Below are 12,495 nucleotides of genomic sequence, written 5' to 3'. Positions count from 1 at the left end.
ATATAAATCCTGCAAATTGCGGGATTTTTTTGATTGAGGTTGGATGTTGGATGTTGGATGTTGGATGTTGGATGATGGATGATGGATGATGGATGATGGATGATGGATGTTTACAAGAAATGGAAATTCCAGACTTATTAAAAGACTCTTATCAATTTAACCTGGCTCTTTTTACTTTTTACGTGGCTCTTCAAAAAATTACATTTCCGAATTTTGATCAGTTCCGTAAAACTTAGGAATTTGCCACTGGAATTTCAAGGCTAAAGTTCGGATGGCGACAATGATAATAATCGTAGAAATCTGAACAAATCCATAAGAAAAACTGGTTAATTTTACCAAAAGCAAAAACACTCCTCCACCCACGATACAAGCGGTTGCATAAATTTCTTTGCGGAAGATCAACGGAATCCTGTTAAGTAAAATATCCCGGATAATTCCCCCAAAACATCCAGTAATTGTTCCCAGAGTCAAACAGATAACAGGATGAAGTTCGGCACTTAATCCTTTCTGAATTCCTACTATCGTAAATAATCCCAGTCCTAAACTATCAAATATCGATAAGGTTACACGGAATTTTTTTTCTACCGATTTAAAGATCATTGCGAATAAGCATGTCGCAAAGATCACAGAACACATGACCATATCGTGCATCCAGAAAACAGGAACATCTAACAAAAGATCCCTCACTGTTCCGCCGCCAACTGCGGTGACGAAAGCGATAATTAAAACCCCGAACGGATCCAGACGTTTTTGCATGGCAGCAAAACTCCCCGACATCGCAAAGGAAATCGTACCCAGAATCTCGATGATGAAATTAAAATTTTGATGAATCATTTTTTGATGGGTAATAAGTAATCAGTAATGAGCAATTGTAAAGAAAATTAATTATTGTGGTTTATTTTCAGATAGTTTTTTCTTGTAAGCTGTCATTACTTTTACAATCTCTTCGCACTCTATCTTAAGATTATTTAAAATTTCTGGTTTTAGGTAATTAAGTTCTTCGATAATTTCCAGCCAAAACTGTGTTTCATCAGCTTCTTCAACGACAATACACAATTTAGAAAACTTCTCTTTTTCAGATCTTGCTCTTCCGACGGCTCTGTAATTTGCAGCAACAGAAGTTGATGAACGATAAATTTGTTTTCTTATAACCGATAAATCTTCAGAGTAAGGTAAAATGGAAAGCGTTCGTATGATTAAAACACAAAGCTTTTTGGTCCGATCTCTAAAAACTTGGTTAAAATAAGTACCCATATCTTAGTTTTATTACCGATTACCAATCACTTATTACCCATTTTTTAAACTCTGACAGAATCCGGAACCAACAATTCGTAATGACCACCGAAAGTTAGTATTTCCCGCACAATGCTTGAACTGATGAATGCTTTACTCGCAGAAGTTAAGAGGAATATCGTTTCAACTTTATTATCTTGCGTGAGTTCGCGATTGGTTTGAGCGATCGCTTTTTCGAATTCGAAATCGGATGGATTTCGCAGGCCTCTCAAAATGAAATTAACATTTTTGCTGTGGCAGTAATCTATGGTTAAACCTTCAAAATGATCGACTTCTACATTCGGAAAATCTTTAAAAGTTTTTTTAATGAATTCAATACGTTGCTCCAAAGAAAACATGTATTTTTTTTGCGAATTCTGACCGATGGCAATAATAATTTTATCAAAAAGCGGCGTCGCCCTTTCTACAATATCGTAATGTCCAAGAGTGATCGGATCGAATGACCCGGGAAAAATTGCAACTCTCATAGAATAATTTTAGATTTTGAATTATAAATTTTAGATTACTCACTTTTTCAAATCTAAAATATTTTTGTTTTATTTACTTTTTTGCAAAGCTTTTGCGACCTCGTTCCCACATAGATCTTTTAGTGAAATACCGTAGATCTTTGCCTGTTGCGGAAGAATTGAAGCTGGAGAAAAACCAGGATTCGTATTCATTTCCAACATATAAGGAATGCCGTTCATAATTATAAATTCGCTTCGGGAGAAACCGCTCATTCCTAGAGAATCGTAGGCTTTTATGGCAATCTCTTCTACTTTTATGCGGGTTTCGTCATCAATTCTGGCAGGAGTGATCTCTTCGGAAGCACCTTCATATTTTGCTTCATAGTCAAAGAATTCGGTATGCGAAACGATTTCTGTAATTCCTAAAACAATGGTTTCTCCTTTAAAATCTAAAACTCCAACGGAAACCTCCATTCCATCTAAGAAACTTTCAATTAAAATTTCGTCGTCTTCCGCAAACGCAAAATCCATTGCCTTTTTCAGTTCTCCTTTTTCTTTTACCTTAGTAATTCCCAAAGAGGAACCGGACTGATTTGGTTTTACAAAAAGAGGAAGTCCTAACTTCGCTACGATCTCTTCTTCGTTGATCTCTTCATTTTTTCTTAAATAAACACTTTCTGCAGACGGAATTCCGTATTTTGAAAGGACCGCCAAAGTATCTTTTTTATTAAAGGTTAAGGCACTTTGATAAAAATCGCAACCCGTATATTTTTGTCCGATCGTGTCCCAGTACGCTTGAAGTTCCCCATTCTCGCCAGGTTTTCCATGAATAATATTAAAGCAAACATCAAATTTAACATCGAAACCGCTGCTCAAATTCACAGAAAAATCAGCTTTATTGATAGCCGCTTTTTGTCCTCTGTCATCGAGGAAATACCATTCATCTCTTAGGATCACCACTTTGTAAACGTTGTACAAATCGCGGTCGAGGGAATCATAAATCAGTTGTCCACTTTTCAGTGATACTTTATATTCGTCGGAATAACCGCCCATGACCACGGCTACATTTTTCTTGTTCATACGATTTTATCTATAGAAGCAAATTTAGTCAAAATGTTTAAAATTCCGGTTGAAGCAGGCGATTATTATATCTAAAAAGAAATCAGGTTGAATTATAGAAAAAATTGGTCTTTCTACTATTTTATTTTCCTGTTAAAAATATGTAATTTTGCAGGCTATGAAAAGATGGTATCTCTACCCTTTTTCCCTTGGTTATCATTTCGTAACAAGTCTAAGAAACTTAATGTATGATTGGGGAATCTCAAAATCGACCACATTCAAAACTCCGATCATCAATGTCGGAAATCTTTCGGTGGGCGGAAGCGGAAAATCTCCGATGGTCATGTATCTGGCAGAATTTTTATCCAAAACGTACAAAACCGGCGTGCTTTCCAGGGGTTACGGACGAATCACAAAAGGTTACGGAATTACGAACTACGACAGTAATTATAAAACCGTGGGCGACGAAGCAATGCAGCTTTTTGAAAGATTCAAAAATAAATTTGTCATTGGCGTTTCCGAAGAAAGAGTTCCGGGTGCAAAAAAAATGATCGACGATATGGATCTGAATGTCTTGGTTTTAGATGACGCATTTCAGCACAGAGCCATCAAACCGGGATTTAATATTTTGATGACCGATTATAATGATCCTTATTTTAAAGATTTTTTGCTTCCTGCAGGAGATCTAAGAGAAAGCAGAAGTGGCGCAAAAAGAGCGCAGATCATCATGGTTTCAAAATGTCCGAATGATTTGACGGACGAAAAAAAGCAGTATTATATTTCGAGAATTAAACCGCAACATGGTCAAAAAGTATTTTTTTCGAGCATTGGTTATGATGAAAAGGTATACGCACACAATCAATTTCTACCCGATAATAATTTAAGTTACTACGATATTTTATTAATTACAGGAATTGCGAATCCGAAACCGTTGCTGAATCACTTATCGAAATTTTCGCAGCGTGTAAAGCATTTAAAGTTTAAAGATCACCATAATTTCAGCGATCAGGATATTAAAAACATTATTGCAGAATATAAGAAATTGGGCGAATACAAATTAATCCTCACCACAGAAAAGGATTATGTAAGGCTGAAAACTTTTGATTATCTTCGGGAAATCGTTTATTATTGGCCGATCAATGTTCATATTGATAAAAAGGAAGAGTTTAACCAAATCATTCTTAATTATGTTAGCAAAAATTAAAGAGACTGCAGATTTTATCAAAAATATTATTCAGGATATTCCCGAATTTGCGATCATATTAGGTTCAGGTTTAGGAGCGCTTAAAAATGAAGTTCAGGCCATTCACACTTTTGAATATCACAACATCCCAAATTTTCCGCAAACTACGGTTGTTGGACATGGCGGCGAATTAATTTACGGAATTCTGGAAGGTAAAAAAGTATTGATGATGAGTGGTAGATTTCACTATTATGAAGGTCACGATATTCAGACGGTGGTTTTCCCAGTTCGGGTTTTTCATCTTTTGGGAATTAAAAACTTGATCGTTTCAAACGCTTGTGGTGGCGTGAATTCTGCCTTTACTGTTGCCGATATTATGATCATTAATGATCACATTAATATGATGCCGGAACATCCTTTGCGTGGAAAAAATCTGGAGGAATTCGGACCACGATTTGTAGATATGAGCGAGCCTTACAATAAAAAAATGATTGAAGTTGCTGTAAATGTTGCTAAAGATTTAGGAATAAAAACCCATGAAGGTTGTTACGTAGCGTTGCAGGGACCAACTTTTGAAACTCCGGCTGAATATGGAATGATCAAAGCAATCGGTGGAGATGCTGTTGGAATGAGTACAGTTCCCGAAGTAATCGTTGCTAAACATCAGGGAATGGATTGCTTCGGAATTTCCATTATTACCGATGTTGGCGGACCGGATATCGCATTTACCGTTTCGCATGAAGAGGTGTTACAAGCTGCTGACAAAGCAATGCCGAATGTGATAAAAATCGTAAAAGGTTTGGTGAAGAATTACAACGCTTAATTTTCATTTAAATATATAAATAGAGAAACGCATCTTTTCGGGATGCGTTTCTTTTTGTTTTAAAGGCTATTTTACTTTAACATAAATATGGCGAATATTATTCAGTCCGGTTTCGCGTTCGTCAATTTCAATCTTTCCAATGCTTTTAATTAAAGGCAACAATTTTGCAAAACCGAAATTTCGCGGATCAAAATCAGGTTTCTTTTTGATGATAAAACTGCCAAGATTTCCGAGGAAAGTCCAGCCTTCTTCGTCACCCAGATCGTTAATGCTTTCCGTAATCAATTTAATCGTTTTAAAATCTACTTTACTAAGCGGTTCTTTTTTACGTTTTGCTTTTTCTGTTTTTTTGTTGATCTTATTTTCAGGCTCTCCGGCTTGTTCTGTATTTTCTGTTTCTTCAGTATTATTTAAGATTTCCAGATAAATAAATTTATCACAGGCAGAAATAAAAGGTTTTGGCGTTTTCTTTTCCCCAAATCCCATGACCATCATTCCGGCTTCCCGAAGTCTGGTTGCCAATCTCGTAAAATCGCTGTCGCTGGAAACAATACAAAATCCTGTTACTTTTTCAGAATACAAAATATCCATCGCGTCAATGATCAAGGCACTGTCGCTGGAGTTTTTTCCAGTCGTATAACTGTATTGCTGAATGGGCGTGATTGCGTTTTCAAGCAAGACATTTTTCCACCCAGAAACGGTTGGTTTGGTCCAGTCTGCGTAAATTCTTTTGATAGTCGGCGTTCCATTTTTGGAAATTTCCTCCAACATTTCTTTTACATTTTTATAGGGAACGTTATCTGCGTCGATGAGGACGGCAAGTTTTTGATCGGTCATATTTGTCTGTTTTATAGTCATTATCATTTTTGACTTCAAACAAATTTACAAATTCTAACTCATATCAGATTATTCTTTCCCATTATATCAATTCATTCCCACCATTTTTTAGATCTGTCAGATTTTTTATTCCCTTCAAAAGATCCGTTGGTATTATGATTTTTCACATCTACATTTAACCAGCCTTTATCCCAGTATTTTTCAGATACATTAAATTCTCCAACACCAATATCAAAAACTTTTTTCCCATTTGGAACTCGGTAATCTCCCCAATTACAAATCTTTTTACGATCATTTTTATAACTTTTCCAATAGCCAACAAAAGCATTATTGAAATAACTATCAGAGTTCAATTCAATATCGTCGTATTTAATCTCATTTTTATCATTCAAATACCATTTTCCATACAATTTACCTTTAAAAATTCCGCTGTGATTTTGGTTCTTATTTTCTTCGAACTCGTAGTTTGCAATAAAAATTCCCTGCGCTTTAATCCCTTGATTAGCAAACTCCTCATCAACTCCAAAATGGAACTTTTTAAATTCGATTATTTCTGTGAGATCAATAATTCCCGTAAAATCGCGAACAATTCCTTTTACTTTAGATTTCCCTCTAACATTGTATTGATTCTTATTTTTACCGCTTTTCTTAACAACTAAAATTTTCACATTAATTCTTTGATAATCATCTCCGATTATCCCATAAATATTAATGTCTTCTGTATTTAACCAAATATTTGAGAAATCAAATTGAGAATATTTATTTAAAACATTTTCAGTTTTTAAATCATTTTCAATGACAAAAGATTTCGGAAAATCGAAATTATTTTGAGCGAATAAAATTTTAGAAAAAAATATAAACAGACAAATTATAAGTTTCATTTTTGCTTTTTACTATTCAAATATATAAACTAATTTTATTTATTTCAATGACCTATTTAGAAGGAAACACTCACCTATTACTGTTTTTCCCAAAGTCATTCCCTAATTTTGCACCGTGCAAAACGACCGAAAAATAATTCACGTCGATATGGATGCGTTTTACGCTTCTGTGGAACAACATGATTTTCCCGAGCTGAAAGGAAAACCTTTGGCAGTCGGCGGTGGAATGTATGGCGTTGTTGCAGCCGCAAGTTATGAAGCGCGAAAATTTGGCGTCCGTTCTGCGATGCCCGGAAGATTGGCTTTAGAGATATGTCCGGATTTAATTGTGGTGAAACCCCGGTTTCATCGGTATAAAGAAATTTCACAGCAAATTCGGGCGATTTTTTACGAATTCACCGATCTCGTAGAACCTCTTTCTTTGGATGAAGCTTATCTGGATGTTACGGAGAATAAAAAAGACATGGAATCGGCGAACGATATCGCGCGCGAGATCCGAAAGAGAATTTTTGAAGAAACAGGTTTAACGGCTTCTGCGGGAATTTCCATCAATAAATTTTTGGCAAAAGTCGCTTCCGATTATAACAAACCCAACGGACAGAAAACCATCCATCCAACCCAAATCCTGGATTTCATGGAAGATCTGCCCATCGAGAAATTTTACGGGATTGGAAAAGTAACGGCAAATAAAATGCACGAACTCCACATTTTTAAAGGTTCAGATTTAAAGAAAAAATCTCTGGAAGAACTGACCAACTTATTCGGTAAATCTGGAAACTATTATTACAACGTCGTCCGCGGAATTCATAACAGTGAAGTAAAACCTCATCGCACCCAAAAAAGCGTGGGCGTTGAAGAAACTTTTTGGGAGAATTTGCTGGATGAAGAAGCTGTTTTTAAACAACTGGAAATCATCAGCGAAGATTTGGAAACGCGTCTTTCAACCAAAGAAATAAAAGGCAAATCTTTAACACTGAAAATTAAATACAAAGATTTCACGGTTTATACAAGAAGTAAAACTCAGGAAGAATATTTCATCAACGCAAAAAATTTCTACGATACGGCAAAAAAATTGTGGGAACTTCGCCCTTTTGATAAACCGGTTCGCTTGCTTGGTTTATCGCTTTCAAATCTAAATACGCAGGAGAAAAAACAAGTTTCTGTTCAACTGAAAATTCCGTTTGAGGAGTTCGAATGATCACTCTTCAGTTTCGAATTAAATAAACCCAAATAATTATTACTTTTACTTTAAAATTAATTGATGTTAGAAAATTTTGCTTTTTATCTTGGATTGGTTTTACTCATCACACTCCTACTCATTTTAGCAAAAAAAATTCAGGTTGCTTATCCGGTTTTATTGGTCGTAGCCGGCCTTGCCGTAAGTTTCATACCTGGAATTCCTACCATTAAAGTTGAGCCGGAACTCATTTTTTTAATTTTTCTACCTCCATTATTGTATGAAGCTGCGTGGACGACTTCCTGGAAAGATTTATGGCGATGGCGACGGATCATCTTTAGTTTCGCTTTTGTCGTCGTTTTCTTAACCGCTTTATCTGTAGCTATTTTCGCAAATCATTTTATTCCCGGTTTTTCTTTAGCCCTAGGATTTCTACTGGGCGGAATCGTTTCGCCACCCGATGCAGTAAGTTCCGGTGCGATCTTAAAATTTGTTAAAGTTCCAAAAAGGTTTGCTTCTATTTTGGAAGGTGAAAGTTTATTGAATGACGCATCATCTTTGATCATCTTCAGATTTGCGATGATCGCCGCTGCGACGGGACAATTTGTTTGGCAGGAAGCAGCCGGAAGTTTTGTTTGGATGTGTATTGGCGGCGTTGGAATCGGAGTTTTGATCGGATATATCTTTTTAAAGCTGCACAAAATTTTACCTACCGATGCGAACACCGATATGCTACTCAGTTTGGTCGCACCTTTTGTGATGTATCTGTCCTCAGAAGAACTTCACGCGTCCGGTGTTTTGGCCGTGGTAAGTGGCGGATTATTTCTATCATACAGAAATCAAGATTTCTTAACGAGTGCTTCCCGACTTCGCGCGGTTACCGTTTGGGAAAGTTTTTGCTACTTATTGAATGGGATCGTATTCATGATGATCGGTTTAGAATTGCCTGAAATCATATCTGGACTGGGAAACACGAACATTTACACCGCGATCGGTTATGGAGCAGCCGTTACTTTAGTTTTAGTTATTGTAAGGATTTTAGCGGTTTATGGCGCAGTAGTTACGACGATGATCATGCGTAATTTTATCACCGTTGCTGATCCTGAACCTCCCGACTGGAAATCACCATTATTGCTTGGCTGGACTGGAATGAGAGGCGTAGTTTCTTTGGCTGCAGCGTTATCAATTCCGCTCACTTTAGATGATGGCTCTCTCTTTCCGCAACGGAATCTGATTCTATTTATCACTTTCGTGGTAATCCTTTTAACACTCGTTGTTCAGGGACTTACACTTCCTCTTTTGCTTAAAAAGTTTCCTCCTGAAGATCGGGATTTTATCAAAAGCGAAAAAGAAATTGATTATGAGATCCGGACGGAACTCGCACAAGTAGCCATCAATAAAATTCGCAGCGATTATTCGGATCAGATCGAAACTTTTCCGGCATTAAAAGATCAACTTGAGATCTGGGAAAAGAAACTCAACAGTTCTGAGATCATTATTAATTACGACCAATATCAAAAAATATTTTCCGACATCATCACCACACAGAAGGAATTTCTCATCGCTAAAAACCGGAAAGAACTTTTGCTCGATGACGAAATTATCAGGAAACATTTACGGCTGCTTGATCTTCAGGAAGAGAAATTAAATATCCTGAAGTAATTATAATAAAGACTAATAAAATCTTCCGCAAAATTTTGGGATAATTTTTGCTATCAAAATTCTTTAAAAATTTATCTTATGAACGCGACCATGATTCAGTTTTTCCATTGGTATTCCGAGGGAGATTCAAAATTGTACGACCAGGTAAAAAGTTCCGCCCCATATTTAAAAGAACTTGGAATTTCAGCAGTTTGGCTTCCGCCCGCTTACAAAAGCTCAGGTGGGGGATTTTCAGTAGGTTATGACCCTTATGATCTATTTGATCTGGGTGAATTTGATCAGAAAGGAGGCATCAATACAAAGTACGGCAGCAAAGATCAATTACTGGAAGCCTGTAAAACTTTGCAGGAAAATGGGATTTCAGTTATTGCAGATATTGTGCTGAACCACAAAGCTGGTGGCGACGAAAAAGAGAAGTTTCACGCCGTAAAAGTTGATCCTGAAAATCGTCAGCAAAATATCTCCGAACCTTTCGAGATCGAATCTTATACAAAATTTACCTTTCCTGGAAGAGGCGAAAAATATTCAGACTTCAAATGGAATTTTCAATGTTTCTCCGGAGTCGATTACGCAGAAGGTCAGGACAAAGGAATTTTTCAGATCATCAATGATCACGGCGACGGTTGGGACGAAATGATCGCAGGCGAGAAAGGAAATTACGATTACTTAATGTATAATGACATCGAGCACCGAAATCCTTTTGTTCGCGAAGAATTAAATAATTGGGGGAAATGGTATCACGATCAGATTCATTTTGCGGGCGTTCGTTTGGATGCGGTAAAACATCAGTCACCCGAATTTTATCAGGAATGGTTGTATGCTTTGCGCGCAAATACAGGAGAAAATATTTTTGCCGTGGGCGAATATTGGGCTCCGGGAGATTTACCATTATTGCAAAAGTATATCGATGCTACGAAAGGTTCTATGAGTCTTTTCGATTCATCGCTTCATCATAATTTGCACGAAGCTTCTTTGGCTGGAGGAGATTATGATCTGAGAAAAATTTTCGATGCTACTTTGACCCAAAGCAATCCACTTTTATCCGTGACTTTGGTGGACAATCACGATACACAGCCGCTTCAGGATTTAGAAGCACCGGTTGAAAAATGGTTTAAACCTTTGGCTTATGCGCTTATTCTTTTACGTCAAGATGGTTATCCGTGTGTTTTTTACCCCGATCTTTTTGGAGCACATTATACTGATAAAGATAAAGAAGGGAACGATCAGGAAATATTTTTAGACAAGGTGGAAAAAATAGAAGAGCTTTTAAAAGCCCGTCAGTTATTTGCGTACGGAACACAACGTGATTATTTCGAAGATCCAAATTCTTTGGGTTGGACTCGCGAAGGTGACGGCTATAATAAAGGTTGCGCCGTAGTTCTCAGCAATAAAGACGCAACGGAAAAACATATGGAAATGGGACCGGAATATGCAGGACAAACTTTTTATGATTATTTGGGCTGGTTTCCGGAGAAAGTTGTCATCGATGAAAATGGTTGGGGAAATTTCCCTGTTCCGGCTGGAAATGTTTCTGTCTGGGTTCCGGAATAATCTCGAATTAATGAGGATCGGGAGATGAAGCAATTTTTCATTAAAGGCGAAAACATTAAAGATATTTCTGCATTTTATGAGGAGATGAACCGACTTTTTATGCGCAACGAAGATTGGAAGATCGGTGCGAGTTTAGATGCGCTCGACGATCTTTTTTATGGAGGTTTTGGAGAAATAAAAGGAAATGAAGATGTTGAATTAATTTGGCAACATTTTCAGGAAAACAGAAAAGTCCTTGGCTTAGAAACGACTTTGGAATTTTACGAGAAAAAATTGCGATCTCCGGAAATCTTTAATTCAAAATTAATACAAGAGAAGATAAAAGAATTGAACGAAGGAACCGGACAGACGTATTTTGAAATCATTCTCAAAATCATCAGCGACCATCCCAACATTCATCTGATAGAGAAATAGAATAGTTAAGATATTATTAAAAAGAGTTAATCATTAGTTCGATGCAACTTTTAGATTTAAATTTGTTTTCGAATTAACACCCAGTAAAAATACCTATGAATACATTTAACGTAAAAGCGTACGGAACTCCTTCTAAAGATGAGGATTTGAACGAAATGAAGATTGAACGAAGAGAAGTTACTCCAACCGATATCGAAATCGAAATTTTATATTGTGGCGTATGTCACAGCGATCTTCACACTGCCAGAAATGATTGGGGCGGAACGAAATATCCATCAGTTCCCGGACACGAGATCGTGGGAAGAATAACTAAAGTGGGATCTGAGGTTACTAAATTTAAAGTCGGTGATTTAGCTGGCGTTGGATGCTTGGTCGATTCTTGCAAAGAATGCGAAAGCTGCAAACAGGATCTGGAACAATATTGCTCGAATGGCTCTACAGGAACTTACAACGGCGCTGACAAACATTTGCAAGGTCACACTTTCGGCGGTTATTCTGAAAAGATCGTTGTTACTGAATCTTTCTGTTTGAAAATTCCGGAAAATTTAGACTTAAAAGCGGTTGCGCCATTATTGTGTGCCGGAATCACAACCTGGTCTCCACTAAAACACTGGAATGTAAAAGAAGGAAGTAAAGTGGCAGTAGTTGGTTTAGGCGGATTGGGTCACATGGCGATCAAACTGGCGAAAGGTTTAGGCGCAGAAGTTACTTTGTTCTCCAGAAGTCCTGATAAGATTCAGGACGCTTTAGATCTGGGCGCAGATTCAGTTGTGATCTCGACTTATGAAAATGAAATGGAAACCGTGAAAGGTAAATTCGATCTCATCATCGATACCGTTCCTTACGACCACGATATTAATCCTTATGTTGGAACTTTGAATATCAGCGGAACTTTAGTTTTGGTGGGATACATCGGTAAAATGGAAGAACCTTTGTTTACGCCACCGATGGTTTTAGGAAGAAGATCTGTTGCCGGTTCATTGATCGGTGGAATTAAAGAAACTCAGGAAATGCTTGATTTCTGCGGTGAACATAATATTTTACCGGAAATTGAGATGATCAATATTCAGGACATCAACAACGCTTACGAAAGAATGTTGAAAAGTGATGTGAAATATCGTTTTGTGATCGACATGCAGTCTTTGAAAAAGTAATTTTATGAACCACAA

Annotated in this window: 13 protein-coding genes; 7 read left to right on the top strand and 6 right to left on the bottom strand. The window is 37.0% G+C overall.

Features of this window, described 5'->3' with window-relative positions; genetic code table 11:
* Positions 1 to 198 precede the first annotated feature (198 nt).
* The 4 genes from IV494_RS13695 to IV494_RS13680 form a co-directional block, all read right to left on the bottom strand.
* On the bottom strand, positions 199 to 831 hold the full coding sequence (locus IV494_RS13695) for a trimeric intracellular cation channel family protein (RefSeq protein WP_196080798.1): 633 nt from the start codon (positions 829 to 831) through the stop codon (positions 199 to 201).
* 54 nt (positions 832 to 885) lie between these two features.
* Positions 886 to 1,254 carry a four helix bundle protein gene (locus IV494_RS13690; RefSeq protein ID WP_196080676.1) on the bottom strand — a complete coding sequence of 123 codons (369 nt, stop codon included), beginning with the start codon at positions 1,252 to 1,254 and terminating at the stop codon, positions 886 to 888.
* A 44-nt stretch (positions 1,255 to 1,298) separates the two neighbouring features.
* Positions 1,299 to 1,760, bottom strand: coding sequence for a pantetheine-phosphate adenylyltransferase (gene coaD, locus IV494_RS13685; RefSeq protein WP_196080675.1), 462 nt, complete (start codon positions 1,758 to 1,760; stop codon positions 1,299 to 1,301).
* 69 nt (positions 1,761 to 1,829) lie between these two features.
* Entirely contained in the window at positions 1,830 to 2,819 is a 990-nt protein-coding gene (locus tag IV494_RS13680; protein ID WP_196080674.1) for a D-alanine--D-alanine ligase, read from the bottom strand.
* Between the two features lie 157 nt (positions 2,820 to 2,976).
* Between IV494_RS13680 and lpxK the strand changes: the two genes are divergently transcribed.
* Together lpxK and IV494_RS13670 are read left to right on the top strand one after the other, a co-directional pair.
* Positions 2,977 to 4,002: a tetraacyldisaccharide 4'-kinase gene (lpxK, locus tag IV494_RS13675; protein ID WP_196080673.1), complete on the top strand. Its 1,026-nt coding sequence runs from the start codon at positions 2,977 to 2,979 to the stop codon at positions 4,000 to 4,002.
* Positions 3,986 to 4,804, top strand: a complete 819-nt coding sequence (locus tag IV494_RS13670; RefSeq protein WP_196080672.1) for a purine-nucleoside phosphorylase — start codon at positions 3,986 to 3,988, stop codon at positions 4,802 to 4,804. Before lpxK ends, IV494_RS13670 begins: the two co-directional genes overlap by 17 nt.
* A 66-nt stretch (positions 4,805 to 4,870) precedes the next feature.
* Here IV494_RS13670 and IV494_RS13665 read toward each other — a convergent pair whose 3' ends face one another.
* Both IV494_RS13665 and IV494_RS13660 read right to left on the bottom strand, forming a co-directional pair.
* On the bottom strand, positions 4,871 to 5,641 hold the full coding sequence (locus tag IV494_RS13665) for an NYN domain-containing protein (protein WP_196080671.1): 771 nt from the start codon (positions 5,639 to 5,641) through the stop codon (positions 4,871 to 4,873).
* 92 nt (positions 5,642 to 5,733) lie between these two features.
* Entirely contained in the window at positions 5,734 to 6,522 is a 789-nt protein-coding gene (locus IV494_RS13660; protein ID WP_230380168.1) for a hypothetical protein, read from the bottom strand.
* Between the two features lie 148 nt (positions 6,523 to 6,670).
* On the opposite strand from IV494_RS13660, the gene dinB reads away from it, so the two are divergent.
* From dinB to IV494_RS13635, 5 genes are all read left to right on the top strand, one after another.
* Entirely contained in the window at positions 6,671 to 7,720 is a 1,050-nt protein-coding gene (dinB, locus tag IV494_RS13655; RefSeq protein WP_230380254.1) for a DNA polymerase IV, read from the top strand.
* 63 nt (positions 7,721 to 7,783) lie between these two features.
* Positions 7,784 to 9,361, top strand: coding sequence for a Na+/H+ antiporter (locus tag IV494_RS13650; RefSeq protein ID WP_196080669.1), 1,578 nt, complete (start codon positions 7,784 to 7,786; stop codon positions 9,359 to 9,361).
* Positions 9,362 to 9,439: 78 nt separating this feature from the next.
* Positions 9,440 to 10,912 (top strand): alpha-amylase, encoded by a 1,473-nt coding sequence (locus tag IV494_RS13645; protein ID WP_196080668.1) that lies wholly within the window; start codon positions 9,440 to 9,442, stop codon positions 10,910 to 10,912.
* Positions 10,913 to 10,936: 24 nt separating this feature from the next.
* Positions 10,937 to 11,326, top strand: coding sequence for a ribonuclease inhibitor (locus IV494_RS13640; protein ID WP_196080667.1), 390 nt, complete (start codon positions 10,937 to 10,939; stop codon positions 11,324 to 11,326).
* A gap of 95 nt (positions 11,327 to 11,421) precedes the next feature.
* Positions 11,422 to 12,480, top strand: a complete 1,059-nt coding sequence (locus IV494_RS13635; protein ID WP_196080666.1) for an NAD(P)-dependent alcohol dehydrogenase — start codon at positions 11,422 to 11,424, stop codon at positions 12,478 to 12,480.
* Positions 12,481 to 12,495: the final 15 nt, after the last annotated feature.

Source organism: Kaistella gelatinilytica (assembly GCF_015679325.1).
GTDB lineage: Bacteria > Bacteroidota > Bacteroidia > Flavobacteriales > Weeksellaceae > Kaistella > Kaistella gelatinilytica.
This window is presented reverse-complemented; position numbering and strand designations above follow the sequence as displayed.